The organism is Arsenicicoccus piscis (genome assembly GCF_022568835.1).
In the GTDB taxonomy this organism is placed as follows: domain Bacteria; phylum Actinomycetota; class Actinomycetes; order Actinomycetales; family Dermatophilaceae; genus Arsenicicoccus; species Arsenicicoccus piscis.
The window spans coordinates 531,368-549,487 of the sequence record NZ_JAKZHV010000001.1 but is presented as its reverse complement, the minus strand read 5'-3'; the positions used below and the strand labels follow the sequence as shown (position 1 = coordinate 549,487).

The window sequence follows — 18,120 nt, the reverse complement described above, 5'->3', positions numbered from 1 at the left end:
GTCCGCTCACCCCCTCAAGTCACCGCCACAGACCCTCGGCGAGGACCTCGCCCTCACGGACCCCGCGCGGGATGGCGTAGACCGCGGACCCCACCGGCGTCGTCCAGGCGTTGAGCCGGTCCGCCTCGGCCAGCCGACGCTGCACCGGCAGGAACTGCCGCTCCAGATCGGCCTGGAACGCGACGAACAGCAGGCCGGCGTCGGACAGGGCGTGGGCGCTGGGACCCTCGTCGTAGGTGTACGGCCGCCGCAGGAACCGGTCGACGCCGCCGTGCTCGTGCGGCATCGAGCGGCGCACGTGGGAGAACGTGTCGATCACCGGCAGGCCGATGGCGTCGGTGGCCTGCAGGTCGGGGACGTCGTGCTCGACCTGGCCGGTCAGGGGCGCCCCGGTGGCTTGGGTGCGCCCGAGGGCGAGCTCCCGGCTGACCGAGTCGGCCTGCTCCCAGGTGGACAGGTTCATGGCGATCCGGCGTAGCACCATCGACGTCCCGCCCCGCAGCCAGTCGGGTGCGGAGGCACACATCCAGACGACCGGATCATCCTGTCCTGCAGCAGGATTCACCGTGCCGTCCACCTGCCCGAAGAGGTTGCGCATCGAGCGACCCGGCACCTCGGTGCCGACGGCCTCGCGGAATCCCTTCTGGCACCAGACGATCCGCGCCAGCGAGCGAGCGTCCTTGAGCAGCACCCACTGGGCGTGCGCCACGGTGAGCGGCGAGTCCGCGCAGATCTGGACGACAAGATCCGTGCCACGCCAACGCTCCTCGAGCTGGTCGATGCTCGGGAATGCCGGCAGCGGACGCAACCACCCGGGGCGGTCAGCGGTGATCCCGGTGAGGTCGAACACGCCTGGTCCCACACCAAACGTGATCGTGAGTCCCGCCGTGACAGCGGCCATCTCGGGCTCGGTGTCGGCGAGCGGGCCTCGCCCGGACATCAGCGCCGCCGCGTCGTCGGTCCAGATCGTGAAGAGCCGCCGGAGGGTGCTCGCGTCCGCTTCCTCCACGAGGTCGAGACCGAGCCACACGCCGTGTGCCTGTGGCCGATCGAAGACCCCGCCCTGGTGCGTGCCGTAGAACGGTCGCCTCGCCCGGCCCAGGGCGCCGGGGCCGGTCGTGGCGTCAGCGGTCGCCGACGTGCCGGTGCCGGTCGCGCCAGTCGCTCCGGAGCTGGCTGGCCTCGCAGGGGAGCCCTCCGCGTGGGCCGCCTGGTGCCCGGCGAGCCCGCCCAGGCCCAGCCCGCCGAGGGCGCCCACGCCCCCGGCGAGCAGGTCCCGGCGGCGTGGTCCCGGGGAGCGCGAACCGGGCGCGTCCGAGGCTGATCCGACAGCCATCAGTGCCCCGACGTGGGCGCCGGGCTGGCCCCGGTGGAGCCCTCGGTGCCGGGGGCGTACGTCTCCTTGGCGCCAGAGAACTCTCGCCCTGGCGCCGAGATCCGCAGTGTCGCACCGGAGTCCGTGGTCAGCGTGACCTCGGTCGACGTGCCCGAGAGCACCGGCTGGCGCAGCTCCATGAGCATGACGTGGTTGCCGCCCGGCTTGAGCTCGACGCTGCCCTTGGCCGGCACCGTGAACCCGTCGTGGGTCTGCTTCATCACCATGGCGCCGCCGGCGTCCTTGACGGTGATGTGCAGCTGGACCATGTCGGCACCCGGGCTGGTGGCCTTGACGACCGTGACGGGGTGGTCGGTCGTGTTCGTCAGCGTGCCGAACATCCCGGTCATGGTGCCCGTCGTGGCCTTGACCCAGGCGTTGCTGATCACCAGGCCTGAGGTGGAGCTGGCTGAGTCGGTGCTGGTGGGGGTCGACGCGGTCGCTGCCGCGCCTGCGATCTCGGGGGAGGTGGCGCCGGTTGTGCCGACGCCGCCTTGACCGCACGCGCCGAGGGCGGTGGCTGCTGCGAGGGCTACCAAGATGGTGCGGATGTGCCTGGTGGTCCCGCTGGAGCTGGAGGTGCGGATCTGGCTGGTCGGGCTGATGGTGCGGTGGGTGGTGCGAAGCATGAGGTCCCCTTTCACGGGTGCGCGAGATGCGCGAGGTCGAGAGAGCTGGTGGTGGGCCACAGGGCCAGGGCATCGGGTCGGTGCTGCTGGAGCGCCATCGGAGGGCCCGAGCTCGGGCAGCCTGGCGGTGTGGCAGCCGGCTTCGGAGCACGGCATGCGCAGTCGGTGGGCCCGGCGTGCGCGCCCGAACCGAGTCGGCCAGGGTCGCCCCGGGAGGCGTCAGTGCCCCGACCCGAGCGAGCCAGGGCGGCGTGACGGTCTACCGGTCAGGGAGGCGGCAGCACCCCGGCGCCGAACCCCGAGGGTCAGGTCAGCCGAGCGAGGGGACCAGCGTCGGCGGCCCGCGCCGGGGTGCGACGGTGGCGGTCCACAAGGGTCGGTAGGTGGCCGTCCGATACGCCGGGCGAGCGAGGAGCACGGGGAGCGCCCAGAGCTGGCGGACGAGCACCAGCACGGGCAGGAGCCAGGCGGCGAGGAGCCAGAGGGCGGCTTCGCCCCGGGCGAGCACGACGGCGGTGACGACGGTCGCGACGACGTGGGCGGTCAGCATGAGCAACCCGGCAGCGCCGGTCGCGTGGCCCATGTCATCCATCGCACCCAGCGAACCCGCCGAACCGACCGAGCCGGCAACAGTCCCCACCACGGCATGCCCGTGCCCGTGATGCCCAGCGCCCACGACACCGGCGAGCGCACCACCAGGGGCGAGCGAATGTTCTACGGGTGCAAGGGTGTTCGCCGCGAGAAGGGCGAAGGTGTGGTGCAGCGCGAGCTCACCGGCACCGAGCACCGCGAGCAGTCGGCGGGTGCTGAGGCGGCGCGGAGTGATGACGAGGGCGGCGGCTACGACGAGCCCGACGACGCCGGCAAGCACGCCGGGGTGGGGGAGCGCGCCACCGCCGAGGACGTGGGCTGCCCCTGCGAGACCGAGCAGCACCACGGCGAGCGCAAGCGCTCGCAGCAGGCGCGGCAGGCCGCGGTCGGGAGTCAGCACGCGGCCATCTACGAGAGGCCTCGTCAGGGCAGGAGGGGGGCCTCCGGCTTGCGCAGGTGCAACCAGAAGCGGATCTTCGTGGCCTGCAACGGTCGTCCGGCGCCGATGGTGTCGTCATGGAGAGCGAGGAGCTCGTCGGCGTACTCGTCGACGCTGAAGTCGTCCGGCGCGTCCCACGGCACCCGCTGCAGATAGGCGATGAGCGCGGCGACGTCCGCGAATCGGTAGAACCCCACGTGCTCGTCCGCGTCCAGCACCTCGAAACCGGCCTGCGCCGCCTCTTGCGCGAGCCGCGCCAGGTCGATCTCGGGATAGCGCGGGAGCAGCCCCAGCGCCCGGTGGATCTCGCCCAGCTCGCTGCCGCCGACCTGCTGCGTGACGAAGTGCCCACCCGAGCGCAGCACGCGATAGATCTCGCGCGCGTCGTACGCCTCGTGCCGGCTCAGGACCACCTCGAATCGCGCGTCCGGGAACGGCATCGGCGTCGGAGGCTCGCGGTCACGATCGTGCGCCCAGTGCACGACCTCGATGCTGTGCGGCGCGAGCAGCCGCCGCGCGACGGCGACGTTGGGTGCCCAGCCCTCGGCGGCGAATGTGTCGTCGGGCAGGTGCCCGTCGAAGCGCAGCAGGTGCTCCCCGCCGCCCGTGCCGAGGTCGAGGGCGGTCCGGGTGCCGGTCAGCACCTCGCGGTAGGTCCGGTCGAGGTCCCACGGCACGGGGTCCTCGACCATCCGGCCCTCGAGCGCGCTGAAGTCCCAGCCCTCCGGCTGGCCCCGCTCCTCCGCGCGCCAGGCCGTGAGCAGCGCGTCGCGGGTCGGCGGCTCCGCCTGATCCCTCCGCTGCACGTCCACACGAGTGATTCTTCCCCCAGTCGCCGCGCCGCGCCCGTCCCGCCTCGCCGGCCACCCGGGTGGTCTATCACCGCAGGAAGGCGGCCGTTAGGGTTCGACCATGGCTGAGCAGCACGGTGTGGTGTTCCCCCTCAGCGGGGATCCTGGCGCGTCCCCGGACGACGACGCTCGGCGGAGCACGTCACTCGCCGGTCAGCAGATCGTTGCGGCTGCGCTGCGCGCGGTCGATCCCCTCGGGGCGGCGGCTGCCGAGCGCGAGTCCTCCTGGCGCCAGGGCTATCCCGTCCACTTCCGGCGGTTGGTCGAGGCGGGTCTGGTCACTCCGCTCCCCGGGGTAGACCGTGCCGCCGGGTCCCAGCCCGCCGCGCCGGCCGACCCCGCGAGGCCGACAGCCGACCCCGCACACGCGAACCCGGCCGCCGACCACGCAAACCCCACCGCCGACCCCGCGGTCGCGATCGCACGCACCGGACTGGCCGCCGTCCACGACACCATGCGCTGGCGGCCAGACCCCGAGGGGCCCGACCAGCCCTTGACCAGCGCGTTCGGTGAGCCGGGCGCGCTCGGCAGCGAGGGGTCTACCGGGTCGGGAGCGGAGCGCCTGGGCACGGGTGTCGTCGTGGGGGAGGGCGCCCGCGAGACTTCGCTGACCATCCCCTACCAGGGCGAACGCCTCGGCGGTGACGCGCTGCGCGCCCGGCTCGACACCTGGGCCGCGGACGGGGTGATCGAGCCCGGCGTCGCCACGGCGGTCGAGGCCGTCCTGGCCGAGCCGGACTGGCTGGACCTGCGCGACACCACCGTCGCGGTGCTCGGCGCCGGCGCCGAGATGGGCCCGCTGCAGTCGCTGCTGCGCTGGGGCGCGGACGTCGTCGGGGTGGACCTGCCGCGCACCGAGCTGTGGCGGCGCGTCCTCATGCACGGTCGCCGCGGGGCCGGCCGGCTGATCGTGCCGTGCTCGGGGCCGCAGGCCTCGACCGACCCGCAGCCGGTCCCCGAGCGCTGTGGCGCGGACCTGCTGCACCAGGTCGACGCGGTCGAGCGGTGGCTGCAGGAGCTGTCCGGTCCGTTCGTGCTCGGCAACTACGTCTATGCCGACGGGGCGACCAACGTGCGGGTCGCGACCGCCGTCGACGCCCTGGGTGAGCGCCTGCGGGAGACCCGTGGGGATGTCGGCCTGGCGTTCCTCGCGACGCCGACCGACGTGTTCGTCGTCCCGCCGGCCGCGGTCGAGCAGTCGCGAGCGGCCTACGCCGCCGGGCGGCTCGGGCACCTGGTGCGCGGTCCGTTGCGGGCCGTGTCGGGTGGCCGGCTGCTGCGTCGGCAGTACCCCGCGCGTGGCCCCGTCGGCCCGGGCATCAGCGACAGCATCGTGCCGCAGCAGGGCCCGAACTACTTGCTGGCCAAGCGGATCCATCGGTGGCGCGCGACGGAGGCAGCCGCCGACGGGGCGCTCGTCTCGATGAACGTCGCCCCGCCCACCCGCACCCGCTCCGTCACGAAGAACCGCGCGCTCGCCGCGGCCTACGCCGGCGCGCACTGGTTCGGCATCGAGGTGTTCGAGCCGGCGACGTCCAACACCCTCATGGCTGCCCTGCTGGTGCACGACCTGCGGGGGGGTGGCTCGGCGCCGCTGCTCGCCGACGGTGCGCACCCATGGGAGGCCGAGGCGCGTCAGGCGGCGCACGGTGGGCTGTGGCGCACGGGCTACGACCCGCGCAGCGCGCTGGGTGTCGCGGCGCTGCTGGGGCTCGGCGGCGCCCGCACCTGAGCGGCTGGGCGTTGCGAGCGGGCGACTCACCCACCGCGACGTCCGGCCGCCGCATAGGCTGACGCCATGGCCTCCCGCCGTCCGCACCTCGCGTCCATCGTCGAAGACAAGTGGCACAGCCGCGCCGAGCGGGTGCTGCGTGCCCGCGGCTGGCGCACGCGCGCGCTCGGCTACACGGGCTACGGGTCGCCGGAGCAGGTCCGGGTGCTCGGACGCATCAAGCTCGCGCCCAGCGGCAAGGACTCGCACGGCGAGCCGGTGGAGGAGAAGGCCGACCCGGTGCGGCAGCTGCGGGGCTACGACGAGCGGCGTGGCTGGCGCTCGTTCACCACGCCCCCTCCGGCGGTCAACGCGGCCGTCGAGGTGCGCGTGGGCAACAAGGTGGTCAACTGCCGCACGGACCGGTCGGGCTACGTCGACGTGGTGGTCGAGAAGCACGGGCTGAAGCCGGGGTGGCACGAGGCGACCATCCGCTCGGACGACAGCGACGCGGCCACGGCGCCGGTGCTGATCATCGGCCCGGAGACGCGCTACGGGATCATCAGCGACCTCGACGACACGTGCATCTCGACGATGCTGCCGCGCATGATGATCGCCGCGTGGAACACCCTGGTGGTCCACTCTCAGGCGCGCACCGCGGTGCCCGGGATGGCGCCGTTCTATCGCGAGCTGCGGCAGATGTATGACGACGCGCCCGTCATCTACCTGTCGACCGGGGCGTGGAACACCGCCGACACGCTCGAGGACTTCCTGCAGCGGGCCGGGTTCCCGAAGGGGCCGATGCTGCTCACCGACTGGGGCCCGACCAACACCGGCTGGTTCCGCAGCGGGCAGGAGCACAAGCGGGCCACGCTGCGTCGGCTGTGGCGCGAGTTCCCGCACGTGCACTGGATGCTCATCGGTGACGACGGTCAGCACGATCCCAAGATCTACGGCGACTTCGCCGAGGACCACCCGGACGTCGTGGAGTTCATCGCGCTGCGCGAGCTGACCCCCGCCGAGCAGGTGCTGTCGCACGGTCTGCCCGTCCGCAACGAGGACCTGCTGCCGAGCGAGAGCATCAACGCGACGACACCCGTCTACCGCGCCCCCGACGGCTACAGCCTCGCGGCCAGGATCAAGGCCAAGCACGAGGCCGAGCAGGATCGGGAGGCGCGGCGACCGTCGTTGCGGCGCATCGCCGCTCACAACACTCGTCGCCGGAGGCGCTGATGCCCGAACTGCCCGAGGTCCAGGGACTCGTCGACTTCCTCGCCGAGCGCGCGGTCGGTCAGGCTGTCGTGTCCGTAGAGCTCGGCTCGATCTCCGTCCTCAAGACGTACTCACCTGCGCCGCAAGCACTCTCCGGGCTGATGATCGACGCGATCACCCGGCACGGCAAGTGGATCGACCTGGACTGCAGCGGGATTCACCTCGTCTTCCACCTGTCGCGGGCGGGGTGGCTGCGCTGGTCGGAGTCGTTGTCCACCAACCCGCTTCGGCCGGGCAAGTCACCGATCGCGTTGCGGGTCAGGCTCTCTGACGGGTCCGGCTTCGACCTGACCGAGGCAGGCACCAAGAAGAGGCTGGCCGCCTACATCGTCGAGGACGTGTCGACGATCTCGCAGATCGCCTCGCTCGGGCCCGAGCCGCTCGCGGACTCCTTTGACCAAGAGGCGTTCTCGGCGATCCTGCGTGGCCGCAAGGCACAGATCAAGGGCGTGCTGCGCGACCAGTCGATCATCGCCGGGATCGGCAACGCCTACTCCGACGAGATCCTGCACGTAGCCCGCCTGTCGCCGTTCGCGATCGCGGCGTCGCTGTCGGACGATCAGGTCACCACGCTCTACACAGCCCTGCGGGAGACCCTCGCCGGAGCCGTGGTCGCCGCCTCCGGCAAGCCGGCCGCCGAGCTCAAGGACGCGAAGCGCGCCGGCATGCGCGTGCACGGACGCACGGGCGAGGTGTGCCCCGAGTGCGGTGACGTGGTTCGCGAGGTGTCCTTCGCCGACTCCTCCCTGCAGTACTGCGCCACCTGCCAGACCGGCGGCAAGCCGCTGGCCGACCGCCGCACCAGCAAGTTCCTCAAGTAGCCCACGAAAGGATCGACCATGACCATCCCGGCCAACCCCCAGCCGAACGTGCCGTCCGTCGACAACTCCGAGGTGGCCGACGACGCCGTGATCCTCGACGTCCGCAACCAGGACGAGTGGGACGCCGGGCACGCGCCTGGCGCCGTCCACATCCCCCTCGGCGAGCTGCCCGACCGGCTGGACGAGGTGCCGACCGACGCCGGTCTCGCGGTCACCTGCCGTGGCGGTGGCCGCTCCTCGCGTGCCGTCGCCTTCCTCACCGGTCAGGGCCGCGAGGTGCGCAACCTCGTCGGTGGGATGTCCGGCTGGGAGCAGGCGGGCAAGCCGGTCGTCACCGACGACGGGGCGCCGGGCTCCGTCAGCTGATCTGCGGCTCTACCAGGTCTCGCCGGCGCGGGGATAGGCGTAGAACTCGTTGCCGTCCGGGTCGGCGAGCACCATCCAGAGCCGGTGGTCCGGCTGGTCGACGACCGAGGCACCGATGAGGGTGAGGATGTCGGGGTCCAGCACCTCGACCCCGATCGCGATGCCGTTCGCGCAGGTCTTGGGCGACTGCTCCTGGGCGAACAGGATCGACTCGAACGGAGCGTGCGGCACCGGCTCGACGAAGGCGATCGTGGGATCCTCCGGGACCGGGTGGACGGGCGCGCCGAGCACCTTGCCCCACCAGGCTGCGTTGGCCTCGGGGTGGGGGGAGTCGATGACGAGCTGATACATCCGCTTCGGCCGATCGTGCTCGAGCACGAACACGCCGACCTCGCGGTCCTCAGGGTCGGTGAGCAGGTCCCACGGGAAGCTGTTCTGGTCGACCAGGTCCGCGCCCGCGTCCAGCAGGTCGACGACGTTCTGGGCGTAGACGTCGAGGTGGATGCGACGTCGCTCCTGGCGCGGCGCCACCAACGGCTGGATCCAGACGAGGTCCTCGCGGTCGTGGCCGCGCAGGGCCACCCCGCCCCGCTCGTCGGGCGGGCTGTCCTGCAGACCCAGTGCCCGAGCCCAGAAACGGCTCATCCGATCGACGTCGTATGCGTCGATGATGAGTTCGCGATATCGGGCCAGGTACACGCTCTTCACGGTAACGGGTGCGACACGCGTCCCAACAATCGGGGTCTCTGCGTGTCTCTTGGGATCGTGCTAGAGGAGCCCATAGGGTGACATCGTGGACCCGATCAGGAATCCGTATGCCCCTGGCGCCGGCCAGCGCCCGCCCGAGCTCGCCGGTCGCGACGAGCAGCTCACGGCGTTCGACATCGTGCTCAAGCGGGTCGCCGCGGGTCGCCCCGAGCGGTCCATCGTGCTGACCGGGCTGCGAGGTGTCGGAAAGACCGTGCTGCTCAACGCTCTACGCTCAGCCGCGGTGCGGGCGCACTGGGGCACAGGCAAGCTCGAGGCGCGTCCTGAGCAACGGCTTCGTCGTCCGCTCGCCGCTGCGCTGCACACCGCGGTGCGCGAGCTGGGTCACCCCCAGGGCGATGACGTAGACCACGTGCTGGGTGTCATCAAGGCCTTCGCTCAGCGAGATGTGGACCCCAAGGCCAAGATTCGCGACCGGTGGAACCCCGGGATCGACGTCCCGGCGGCGCTCGGTCGAGCCGACTCCGGCGACATCGAGATCGATCTCGTAGAGCTCTTCACCGACTGCGCCGGCCTCGCCGCCGACGTGGGGCGCGGCATCGCGATCTACATCGACGAGATGCAGGACCTGCACCCCGAGGACGTGTCGGCGTTGTGCGCGGCGTGCCATGAGCTGTCGCAGTCGGGCTCGCCCCTGATCGTCGTCGGGGCCGGGCTGCCGCACCTGCCCGCCGTGCTGTCGGCGTCGAAGTCCTACAGCGAGAGGCTGTTTCGCTACACGCGCATCGACCGCCTCGCGCGCGAGGCTGCCGACCGGGCGCTGCAGTCGCCTGCCGAGGTGGAGGACGCGTGCTTCGCCGACGAGGCGCTCGCGGAGATGTATGCCGTGACCGGTGGCTATCCCTACTTCATCCAGGCGTACGGCCAGATGGCGTGGGACGCCGCCCCCGCGTCGCCCATCACCGCCGACGACGTCCGCGTCGCCGCACCCCTGGCGGAGCAGGAGCTCGCCGTCGGGTTCTTCGGCTCCCGCTACGAGCGGGCCACCCCCGCCGAGCGGGAGTACCTGCGCGCCATGGCCGACGCCGCCCTGGCCGAGAAGGAAGCCGGCGGCGCCCTCGACGACATCGAGTCGGTCGCGACCTCCGCCGTTGCCACCGTCCTCGACCGCAAGCCTCAATCCCTATCTCCAGCAAGGGATTCCCTGCTGAAGAAGGGCCTGATCTACTCCGGCGAGCGCGGCCGCATCGCGTTCACCGTCCCTCACTTCGGGCGCTACCTGCGGAGCCAGTCCGAGGTGTGACGGACAGCGGCGCACCCCTGGTCCGTGGGTGTCTGTCGACAGGCGACCAAACCTGACTGCCATGTAGGGGGGGACTATCCGATTATCGGTGTAAGTGGCATTTTCGTTACTGGTGGGTGCTGGCCGCGGGCATGCGGTCAGCGAAGGTGACGGCGAACGCGTTCAACGCTGGCTTCCAGCGCATCCCCCAGCGGGTCTGGCCGGTGCCCTTGGGGTCCAACGATCTCACGGTCAGGTAGAGCGTCTTCAACGCGGCCTGCTCGTTCGGGAAGTGACCGCGGGCCCTCACCGCCCTGCGGAACCTGGCATTGAGACTCTCGATCGCGTTCGTGGAACAGAGGACTTTGCGGATCTCGACGTCGTAGTCCAGGAACGGGATGAACTCGGTCCAGGCGTTGCGCCAGAGCCTGATCATCGCGGGGTAGGCCTTGCCCCACTTCTCGGCGAACTGTTCGAACGCCCGCTCCGCATCGGCCGGGGTGGATGCTTCGTAAACGGGCCTGAGGTTGGCGGCGATCTCGGGCCAGTGCCGCTTCGAGGCATAGCTGAAGCTGTTGCGCAGCAGGTGGATGATGCAGGTCTGGACCTTCGCGGCGGGGAACACGGACCCGATGCTGTCGGGCAGGCCCTTCAACCCGTCGCAGACCATGAAGAACACGTCCTTGACGCCTCGGTTCTTCAACTCGGTCAGGCAGGCAAACCAGAACTTCGCCGACTCCCCATCGCCCTGCCCGGGCCAGATCCCCAGAATGTCCTTGTGCCCGTCGAGGTCGACACCGATCGCGGCGTAGTAGGGCTGGTTACGGACCTGCCCATCCCTGACCTTGACCACGATCGCGTCGATGAAGACCGCCGCGTAGATCGGCTCCAACGGGCGGGCCATCCACGTGTTCATCTCGTCGACGACGCGGTCGGTGATCCGGCTGATCGTGTCCTTCGACACCGAGGTCCCGTAGACCTCCGCGAAGTGGGCAGCGATCTCCCCAGTCGTCAGGCCCTTCGCGAACAGCGACAGCACCATGGCGTCCATGTCCGACAACCGGCGTTGGCGCTTGGTGACCAACTGTGGCTCGAACGTGCCATTGCGATCCCGCGGCACCCGGATGTTGACGGCACCGACGTTGTCGGTGATCACCGTCTTCGAGCGGGTGCCGTTGCGGGAGTTGCCCGACCCGCGACCGACGGGATCATGCTTGTCATAGCCCAGGTGCTCGTTGAGTTCTTCGTCGAGGGCTGCTTCGACGATCTGCGCCGTGAGGGTCTTGAGGAGGCCGTCGGGGCCGGTCAGGGCGATACCGGCGTCCTTGGCCTGGCGCACCATCTGCGCGACGGCTTCACGCTGAGCCTTGTCCAGCTCGGCCGGCTCATCCTGCGGTGGTGGTGGGTTTGGGGTCACAGTCTCCAGTCTGGCCGACTCCACGGCCTCCGCACTGCTGCTGGTGGTGGTTGTCTCGGTCATCATGACTCCTCCTGCCCTTGCGGGCGATGGAGCCACTTACACCGTTTCTCGGATACTCCCTGTAGGGGAACCAGCTCAGGTCCAGGTGGAAACCACTCAGCCGAGTCTCCGACTTAAGCTGTCGTCTCCCGGTACTGCTCTCAGGTCTAGGACTTCTGGGAGGTTGGGTCTGGTCGTGGAGGGAGTGCTGCGGTTCACGGTTCCAGGCGAGGCGGCCGCCCGTGTTGCAGTATGGCGCCTGGCTGACGCCAGGCCGCACAACGTCGCCCGCCGGGACGTGAAGCGCGCTAGGAGGGTGACTTCGTGTCTGCGGCGTACCTGCGTTCGAGGTGAGCTCGAGCGGGCGCGGCCTTGGTCGGCTTGCGCAACGGCTGTCCGTCGAAGGGAGTCAACATCTCCGCGAGGGCGGGGTCTTCGGTGAGTCGGGAGTGGTTGATCTCGACAGTCGCGTCCGGGGTGAGGTGCAGGCGCCCGGTGTCGAAGGCCCGGTCGATGAGGGTGGACAGGCACACTCCGTTGGCGGGGTCGAGACGGGTGGTCTCGTCGGTGGACCAGGGCACGATGTGAGAGGCGACGAGGAAGTCGTGGCTGGTGATGCCGGTGACAGCGCATCGGCGCTCGTAATTGGTTTTCACAGCGTCCGCGAAGGCGCGTTGGGCGCTACCGCGGGTCTTGGCAGTGGCGTAGGTGTCCTGAACGGTGTAATCACCTGCGATGAGTCGGGCGGCGAGGGTCGCTACCTCTACCGGGTCGGCGGGCGCGTGCTCCGCGCGTGCGTCGTCATCGATCAGAGATGGGCGAGGCCCGAGGACGCGATCCACGAGCTCACGTATCCCCCCGGTGATCTTGCGGCGGCCCTGAAAGTTGTCCCCCACGCCGTCGGAATGCTTGGCGACGCGCAGCTCTGCGAGGGACAAACCCTCGCGTTCGCTCTGGGTGAGCATCCGCTCGAGACGAATCCGCATCCACAACCTGGCTTCCCGACGCGCCAGTGCGGCGCGATCGTGCCAATACTCAATGCTCGGATCGCCGGTGGGGTCCATGATGTCGCGTTCGATCACGGTCAGGACATGGGTGACGGAGCCGACAGGCTTTGTCGCGTACAGGTACACGAGGTCGCCGACCTGGATACCGGGCGACTGGCTCCACAGCACGTAGGGGTGATCGCGCAGGGCGGATTCAGCGTCGAACAGATTGACGTTGTTGGAAACGAGCCACGGCGTCGGTGAGCCCATGGTGTCCTCCTAAGACGCGGGGCGGTCATCATCGAAGCACACCCAATGGCGCTCGCCGGGCGTTTGCTGTGGCGTGCCGGCTCGGTAAGTTCGGCCAGTCCAGGCCATGGACACCCAGGGAGCTTGTCTGCTAGCGGGGGAGAGGCTCAGCAGCAGAGTTTCGGGACACTCCGGGCTGGCGTCCGAGATCACTCGTCAAGGCTGTCGGTGTCCGACGCTGAACTTCAGCGCGTACGCAGATCAGAACTCCCGACACCGCGTCTCAGGTCTCGTCACGACCGGTCGGACCGGTCGGGATCGGGAAGGTAGCGTCAACAAAGGGGTCTTCGACTTTCCGCGTGAACGCGTGGGTAGAGACGCTGCCGTTCGGGCGGCGCTGTAGAGCATGATGCAGCATCGGTAGTTGTGGTGCGAGCGGTAGCCGCGGCCGGTTCTCTTGATGTCCTTGACGGTGATGTTCGCGGCCGCGGTCTTGGCCTTGGTGGCGGGGTGAGGATGAGGTTCCGATGGCTGTCCACCAGGTGTCGATGGTCTCCTTCAGCCGGGTTGTCTCAGGTGTCGAAGCGAGGGTGACGGCCGGCTGGGGACCGCGCGGTCGCGTTTGGGCGTCGTGAGGGTGGTGCACGCCAGGATTTGGCGGAGCTGTTCCCTTGACGCCTTACTCGGCGTCGATCTGGTTGGTCGGGTCGTCCTGTCCCAGAACAGCTTTCAGCTTGGCTCGGCCGCGGTCGGACAGGGTGTCGCAGCCGCCCATCAGCAGCTGCCGGTTCGCCGAGGTCAGGTCGGTGCCTCGGCCACGGCGGCCGCGGGTCTCCCACGACACCCGGCGCCGCACTGCGGTGACCATGTCGTTGGCCAGCTTGACCAGGTGGGGTCAAGTCCTGCTGCGTGGTGTACGAGGGTGATTCCTTCGTTTGGGTTGGTTAGGCGCTGATCGCGCCGATGATGGTGTCGTCTCCTTCGTCGGTGTCGGGTGTGTCCGTGAGAGCGGCTCGGCATTGCTTGAGCAGGTCCAGTCCGAGGTATCGGCGCATCTCGATCCATTCGTCGTGCTGCTCGGCCAGGACAGCTCCGACGAGTCGGATGACCGCGCCGCGGTCGGGGAAGATCCCCACGACGTCGGTGCGGCGCCGGACTTCCCGGTTCAGGCGTTCGTTGGGGTTGTTGGACCAGATCTGACGCCAGCAGGCCTTGGGGAAGACGGTGAACGCGAGGATGTCCTCCCGGGCGGCCTCGAGGTGCTCGGCCACGGCGGGGAGCTTGTCGAGGAGGGTGTCGTGGATCCGGTCAAACTGGGCGTGGACCGCGTCGGCGTCGGGTTGGTCGTACACGCTGTGCAGCAACGCTTTCACCCACGGCCAACTGCTCTTGGGTGTGGCACTCATCAGGTTCGCGGCGTAGTGGGTGCGGCATCGTTGCCAGCCCGTGCCGGGCAGGGTGGCACCGATCGCCTCGATGAGGCCGGCGTGCGCGTCGGAGGTGACGAGCCCGACCGGTCCGGCGCTGGTCAGGCCGCGGGCGACCAGGTCCCGGAAGAAGCTGAGCCATCCGGGACCGGACTCGGTCGAACTCGTATGCACGCCAAGGATTTCGCGGTATCCCTCCGCGTTGACACCTGTCGCGATCATCACCGCGATCTTGACCACGCGATTGTTCTCCCGGACCTTCATCGTCAACGCGTCGGCGGCGACGAAGGTGTAGGGGCCGGCGTCCAACGGGCGGGTGCGGAACGCCTCGACCTGCGCGTCGAGGTCCTGGGCCATCACGCTGACTTGTGACTTGGACAGGCCGGTGATCCCGAGGGTTTGGACGAGTTTGTCCATCCGGCGGGTGCTGACCCCGAGCAGGTAGCAGGTCGCGACCACGGTCGTCAGGGCCTGCTCGGCGCGGCGGTGGCGTTCCAGTAGCCAGCCGGGGAACATGCTGCCCTCGCGTAGCTTGGGGATCGCGACATCGATCGTGCCGACGCGGGTGTCCAACTCGCGGTGGCGGTACCCGTTGCGGGAGTTGATCCGGTCGGGGTCACGTGTGCCGTACTCCGCGCCACACACACTGTCGGCCTGCGCCGACAGCAACGCGTTGATGAACGTGGACAGCATGTCCCGCATCAAATCCGGTGAGGCCTGGACCAGCTGGTCCTGCAGAAACCGGGCAGGGTCAATATCGTGGGGTGAGGCGGTCATCGTGTGCTCCTTCTTCGAGGTGGTTGTGGAAGATCTCTCGAAGAATCACCGGTGACCGCCGCTCACGTCATGAGCGACACGGCCACCAACTCGTACACCACTCTGCTGGACTCAACTCCAGGTGGAAGTGGTCGACGCTGACCCTCCCCTTGAGCAGACGTCCGGGCACGGCAGAGCGGAGAGCTGCCGACCGATCGACGGCCACGACCCGGGCCCGGTGGCGCCACCACCGGCGCCGGGCCCTGAGCCAGGTCTTCCTCGCGGTGCTGTCGCGGCCGTCGACGACGCTGATGACCTGCCAGGGGCACAAGTTCGTGAAGATAGTCGTCCACGGTTCGACCCGACGCCACACCTTCTCCTGGTCGCGGTGCCAGCGTTCCGTCCGGATCCGGTGTGCTGCGACCCCTAGGGAGTGCACGAGTCGTGGGTGAGCCCGCGCGGCGGCGGCGTGGGCGGTCATCGCCGCGCCGAGCTGCCGGATCCCGGTCGGCCGGCCACGCCAAGATCGGCGGCGACCGCTTGCACGCACCGGACTTGCTCGGAGAGCGCGGTCACGATCTTCTCCTTGAGCCGGGTGGTGAGCCGTGCGGAGGGCGGCACCTGAGCGGTGTGCTCGGTGATCGTCCCCTTGGCGCATGCGGGTTCGGCGTACCGCCCCCCATCTGGGGCGGCGAGGAACAACACCATCGCCCCGTATCTCCACCGTGATGAGGAGCACTCGTCCCCGTCCTGGACACCGACCCCACGGGTACTGACCACCATGACGCCGTTCGAGGCCGAACAGGTCTGCGCACCCCACGCGAGCCGCCCTCACCGCGAAAACCGCGCCCTTCCGTCAAGACATCCCCAGCCTCAGTGAGCAGCGTACGGCGCCTGGGTCGCGGCGAGTGGTGGCCAGCAGCCCCCGTAGCGCGTCCACGATCCGCTCGGGCGAGATCGATTCGGGTCGAAGTTGAGCACGTCGTGCGCCACTAGGTTAGCCTGTCTGCAACAGTCCCCCCGCAGCCTCTCGACGATGCGCAACCGGGGGTCCTCGCACACAGTTGCCCCCTCGCTCGAGCGAGGGGGCAACTGCGTGTCACCTGCCCTCGGCCCAGTCGTGACGTTCAGCAGTCGCAGCCGTCTATGCTCACGCACATGGTCGACGCAGTGCCTTTTCTGGGGCCGGAGCAGAAAGTGGAATACCTCTACGAGCGTTCCTACTTCCCCGCGGACACCATCATGGATGATCACGTCGCCCGCCTCAGTACGGTCAACTTCCACTACTTCCTTGGGTACGCCCGCAACTACCGGCTGCTCGCGTCTCAGCGGACAGCTGGCATCGCCAGCTCTACGCCCGATGACGTGTTCCGCATGATCGACCGGGATCACGCCGTCGCTCAGCTCCTCTACAAGGGTCTGCGGCAGGTCGAGTGGCGTCTGCGCGCGCTCATCGTGGACGAGTACTGTTCGCGGTTCGATGCCTGCTCGTACCTGCAGGCGGAGCAGTATCTGCGCAGGAAGCCGGGCAGCCAAGTGGACATGGTGCGATCCGTCCTTCAAAGCGTCCTGCGTCATGGGGAACCCTATGTTGATGACCACATCACTGACCTCGCGGGGGCCAGTAGACGGGACCGACCTAAGAAGTACGAGGAGGCTCGCCACGAAGAGTTGGTCGGCTACGTCAAGGATCTGCCACTGTGGGCTGTCGTCGACTCGTTCACGCTGGGCACACTGTCCCACTTCATCACCGAATGCGACGGGACGAGCGACCCGGACCGGGTTGCCTGGAGGTCGGTCGCCCACGCGCTTGAGATCAAGCATCCGATGTTTCATACGAACATCGAGTCGCTTACTGTGCTTCGTAACCAGGTCTCCCACCATGCCCGCCTCTGGATGCGGCCGACCACGGCCTCCCCAAAGAAGCCGCGAATATTCGACAAGGAACTGCGGGACGCTGATCCCAAGTCGATGATGGTCGCCTTCGCCAATGTTGCCCTGTTCCACGGCCCCGACCAGCGTCACGAGGTCCTCGATGAGGTGTTTACCCTGGTCAAGCAGGACCCGCTCTACTACCACGGTGTCACGAAAGTGCGGAGGCGGCCTAAGGCCTGAGGCATAGGGCCTGTCCCACACTCTATGTAAGTGCCCTCTCGTGGTTCGCCCATATCACCAGAGATCGAGTGCATGAGGCGCGACTGGCGGGTCGGGCCGCGGACCCGTCGACACTCTCGGTGTTGATGACCCGTTCCAGTCCCGCTTCGAAGGCCCCGTGCCCGTCAAGGCCTCTCTTCCGTGGGTTTGCGGCACCTCGGCGGCCAAAGGACTCCCCTCCGCGACAAGCAGGTCCTGCGCTCAGACCTCGGAAGGGTATGTTGGCCGGGGAGAAAACGTACGTGATGACGTACGGTTGCGATGGAGGTGGAGAACATGACCGCGGTGACCGCTACCTCGGCACGAGCAAACCTGTACCGGCTGATCGATCAGGTCAACGAGGAGTCTGAGCCGCTGACCATCACCGGTCAGCGAGGCAATGCCGTGCTGATCGGCGAGGACGACTGGCGTGCGATCCAGGAGACCCTGCTCCTCGAGTCCGTGCCCGGGATGTCTGAGTCGATCCGCAAGGCGCGTGCCGAGGGCATCGAGTCCGGCTCGACCGAGCTGGACTGGTGAGCAGCGACCCCTGGACTCTGGTCTACTCGCGCCAGGCCCAGAAGGACGCCAAGAAGCTCACATCCTCAGCGTTGAGGGTGAAGGCTCAGGTCCTGCTTGCGGTCCTGGCTGCGGATCCGTTCGCCACGCCCCCTCGGTACGAGAAGCTGGTCGGCGATCTCGCCGGCTGTTACTCGCGGCGGATCAACATCCAGCACCGGCTCGTGTACGAGGTCGTGCCGGACGAGCGGGTCGTCCACGTCCTGCGGACGTGGACCCGCTACGAGTAGCGCGGCCACGCAGCTGCTCACGAGCTCGTTGAGCGCGCTTACGGGCAGCGGGGTGGGTGATGCCGATGACGGTGGCTGCTTGGTCGAGGGTGAGGCTTTCCCAGTAGACGAGGCGGAGCAGCTCACGGTCGCCGGTGGCAGCGACCGCAGGGTATGAGTCGGCCCCGCACGCACAGTCTCCAGCAGAGGGTCGGCGGGCCGGGGGCATCAGCCGTCTCCCGGGTTGGGCGAGACGGCGGTGTGCGGTTAAGGTAAG

20 protein-coding genes are annotated in these 18,120 nt (G+C 69.1%); 8 read left to right on the top strand and 12 right to left on the bottom strand.

Annotation, left to right across the window (positions count from 1 at the left end; genetic code table 11):
- Positions 1-19: 19 nt before the first annotated feature.
- The 4 genes from MM440_RS02575 to MM440_RS02560 all read right to left on the bottom strand — a co-directional run bounded on the left by MM440_RS02575 (position 20) and on the right by MM440_RS02560 (position 3,846).
- Entirely contained in the window at positions 20-1,336 is a 1,317-nt protein-coding gene (locus MM440_RS02575; RefSeq protein ID WP_241441617.1) for a Dyp-type peroxidase, read from the bottom strand.
- Positions 1,336-2,004, bottom strand: a complete 669-nt coding sequence (locus MM440_RS02570) for a copper chaperone PCu(A)C (RefSeq protein WP_241441616.1) — start codon at positions 2,002-2,004, stop codon at positions 1,336-1,338. Before MM440_RS02570 ends, MM440_RS02575 begins: the two co-directional genes overlap by 1 nt.
- Positions 2,005-2,314: 310 nt before the next feature.
- The gene (locus MM440_RS02565) at positions 2,315-2,995 is read right to left on the bottom strand and encodes a hypothetical protein (protein WP_241441615.1); all 681 of its coding nucleotides are present in this window, start codon (positions 2,993-2,995) and stop codon (positions 2,315-2,317) included.
- Between the two features lie 23 nt (positions 2,996-3,018).
- Complete coding sequence (locus MM440_RS02560; protein WP_241441614.1) at positions 3,019-3,846, bottom strand: methyltransferase domain-containing protein; 828 nt, start codon at positions 3,844-3,846, stop codon at positions 3,019-3,021.
- Between the two features lie 100 nt (positions 3,847-3,946).
- Here MM440_RS02560 and MM440_RS02555 point away from each other — a divergent pair, with 100 nt between their 5' ends.
- From MM440_RS02555 to MM440_RS02540, 4 genes are all read left to right on the top strand, one after another.
- Positions 3,947-5,617 (top strand): hypothetical protein, encoded by a 1,671-nt coding sequence (locus MM440_RS02555; protein WP_241441613.1) that lies wholly within the window; start codon positions 3,947-3,949, stop codon positions 5,615-5,617.
- A 66-nt stretch (positions 5,618-5,683) separates the two neighbouring features.
- Positions 5,684-6,829, top strand: a complete 1,146-nt coding sequence (locus tag MM440_RS02550) for an App1 family protein (protein ID WP_241441612.1) — start codon at positions 5,684-5,686, stop codon at positions 6,827-6,829.
- Entirely contained in the window at positions 6,829-7,689 is an 861-nt protein-coding gene (locus tag MM440_RS02545; RefSeq protein WP_241441611.1) for an Fpg/Nei family DNA glycosylase, read from the top strand. Before MM440_RS02550 ends, MM440_RS02545 begins: the two co-directional genes overlap by 1 nt.
- Before the next feature lie 18 nt (positions 7,690-7,707).
- Entirely contained in the window at positions 7,708-8,055 is a 348-nt protein-coding gene (locus MM440_RS02540; protein WP_241441610.1) for a rhodanese-like domain-containing protein, read from the top strand.
- Positions 8,056-8,064: 9 nt separating this feature from the next.
- Here MM440_RS02540 and MM440_RS02535 read toward each other — a convergent pair whose 3' ends face one another.
- Positions 8,065-8,754, bottom strand: coding sequence for a VOC family protein (locus MM440_RS02535; protein ID WP_241441609.1), 690 nt, complete (start codon positions 8,752-8,754; stop codon positions 8,065-8,067).
- Between the two features lie 94 nt (positions 8,755-8,848).
- On the opposite strand from MM440_RS02535, the gene MM440_RS02530 reads away from it, so the two are divergent.
- Positions 8,849-10,066: an ATP-binding protein gene (locus MM440_RS02530; protein WP_241441608.1), complete on the top strand. Its 1,218-nt coding sequence runs from the start codon at positions 8,849-8,851 to the stop codon at positions 10,064-10,066.
- Between the two features lie 106 nt (positions 10,067-10,172).
- On the opposite strand, the gene MM440_RS02525 is transcribed toward MM440_RS02530, so the two are convergent.
- From MM440_RS02525 to MM440_RS02505, 6 genes are all read right to left on the bottom strand, one after another.
- Entirely contained in the window at positions 10,173-11,528 is a 1,356-nt protein-coding gene (locus MM440_RS02525) for an IS256 family transposase (RefSeq protein ID WP_277626176.1), read from the bottom strand.
- 284 nt (positions 11,529-11,812) lie between these two features.
- Positions 11,813-12,760, bottom strand: coding sequence for an HNH endonuclease (locus tag MM440_RS02520; RefSeq protein ID WP_241441607.1), 948 nt, complete (start codon positions 12,758-12,760; stop codon positions 11,813-11,815).
- A 658-nt stretch (positions 12,761-13,418) separates the two neighbouring features.
- A complete protein-coding gene (locus MM440_RS02515) occupies positions 13,419-13,619 on the bottom strand; it encodes a hypothetical protein (RefSeq protein ID WP_277626249.1) in 201 nt (66 codons plus the stop codon).
- Positions 13,620-13,683: 64 nt separating this feature from the next.
- Positions 13,684-14,943 (bottom strand): IS256 family transposase, encoded by a 1,260-nt coding sequence (locus MM440_RS02510; RefSeq protein WP_241441567.1) that lies wholly within the window; start codon positions 14,941-14,943, stop codon positions 13,684-13,686.
- Positions 14,944-15,010: 67 nt separating this feature from the next.
- Entirely contained in the window at positions 15,011-15,403 is a 393-nt protein-coding gene (locus tag MM440_RS17560) for a transposase (protein WP_420914120.1), read from the bottom strand.
- A complete protein-coding gene (locus tag MM440_RS02505) occupies positions 15,400-15,630 on the bottom strand; it encodes a hypothetical protein (protein ID WP_241441605.1) in 231 nt (76 codons plus the stop codon). Before MM440_RS02505 ends, MM440_RS17560 begins: the two co-directional genes overlap by 4 nt.
- Positions 15,631-16,080: 450 nt before the next feature.
- On the opposite strand from MM440_RS02505, the gene MM440_RS02500 reads away from it, so the two are divergent.
- From MM440_RS02500 to MM440_RS02490, 3 genes are all read left to right on the top strand, one after another.
- On the top strand, positions 16,081-17,037 hold the full coding sequence (locus tag MM440_RS02500; RefSeq protein ID WP_241441604.1) for an Abi family protein: 957 nt from the start codon (positions 16,081-16,083) through the stop codon (positions 17,035-17,037).
- A 315-nt stretch (positions 17,038-17,352) separates the two neighbouring features.
- On the top strand, positions 17,353-17,595 hold the full coding sequence (locus MM440_RS02495; protein ID WP_241441603.1) for a type II toxin-antitoxin system Phd/YefM family antitoxin: 243 nt from the start codon (positions 17,353-17,355) through the stop codon (positions 17,593-17,595).
- The gene (locus MM440_RS02490; protein WP_241441602.1) at positions 17,592-17,864 is read left to right on the top strand and encodes a Txe/YoeB family addiction module toxin; all 273 of its coding nucleotides are present in this window, start codon (positions 17,592-17,594) and stop codon (positions 17,862-17,864) included. Before MM440_RS02495 ends, MM440_RS02490 begins: the two co-directional genes overlap by 4 nt.
- Here the strand turns inward: MM440_RS02490 and MM440_RS17555 are convergent.
- Positions 17,779-18,072, bottom strand: coding sequence for a sigma factor-like helix-turn-helix DNA-binding protein (locus tag MM440_RS17555; RefSeq protein ID WP_420914119.1), 294 nt, complete (start codon positions 18,070-18,072; stop codon positions 17,779-17,781). The two genes, MM440_RS02490 and MM440_RS17555, sit on opposite strands and share 86 nt — an antisense overlap.
- Between the last annotated feature and the right edge of the window lie 48 nt (positions 18,073-18,120).

Excerpts from the sequence above, each read along its gene's own strand:
- MM440_RS02570 (WP_241441616.1), bottom strand. The coding sequence starts at position 2,004 with ATGCTTCGCACCACCCACCGCACCATCAGCCCGACCAGCCAGATCCGC.
- MM440_RS02555 (WP_241441613.1), top strand. The coding sequence starts at position 3,947 with ATGGCTGAGCAGCACGGTGTGGTGTTCCCCCTCAGCGGGGATCCTGGC.
- MM440_RS02545 (WP_241441611.1), top strand. The coding sequence starts at position 6,829 with ATGCCCGAACTGCCCGAGGTCCAGGGACTCGTCGACTTCCTCGCCGAG.
- MM440_RS02520 (WP_241441607.1), bottom strand. The coding sequence starts at position 12,760 with ATGGGCTCACCGACGCCGTGGCTCGTTTCCAACAACGTCAATCTGTTC.
- MM440_RS17555 (WP_420914119.1), bottom strand. The coding sequence starts at position 18,072 with ATGCCCCCGGCCCGCCGACCCTCTGCTGGAGACTGTGCGTGCGGGGCC.
- MM440_RS02505 (WP_241441605.1), bottom strand. The coding sequence starts at position 15,630 with ATGGTGTTGTTCCTCGCCGCCCCAGATGGGGGGCGGTACGCCGAACCC.
- MM440_RS02510 (WP_241441567.1), bottom strand. The coding sequence starts at position 14,943 with ATGACCGCCTCACCCCACGATATTGACCCTGCCCGGTTTCTGCAGGAC.
- MM440_RS02500 (WP_241441604.1), top strand. The coding sequence starts at position 16,081 with ATGGTCGACGCAGTGCCTTTTCTGGGGCCGGAGCAGAAAGTGGAATAC.
- MM440_RS02495 (WP_241441603.1), top strand. The coding sequence starts at position 17,353 with ATGACCGCGGTGACCGCTACCTCGGCACGAGCAAACCTGTACCGGCTG.
- MM440_RS02540 (WP_241441610.1), top strand. The coding sequence starts at position 7,708 with ATGACCATCCCGGCCAACCCCCAGCCGAACGTGCCGTCCGTCGACAAC.
- MM440_RS02550 (WP_241441612.1), top strand. The coding sequence starts at position 5,684 with ATGGCCTCCCGCCGTCCGCACCTCGCGTCCATCGTCGAAGACAAGTGG.
- MM440_RS02575 (WP_241441617.1), bottom strand. The coding sequence starts at position 1,336 with ATGGCTGTCGGATCAGCCTCGGACGCGCCCGGTTCGCGCTCCCCGGGA.
- MM440_RS17560 (WP_420914120.1), bottom strand. The coding sequence starts at position 15,403 with ATGACCGCCCACGCCGCCGCCGCGCGGGCTCACCCACGACTCGTGCAC.
- MM440_RS02525 (WP_277626176.1), bottom strand. The coding sequence starts at position 11,528 with ATGATGACCGAGACAACCACCACCAGCAGCAGTGCGGAGGCCGTGGAG.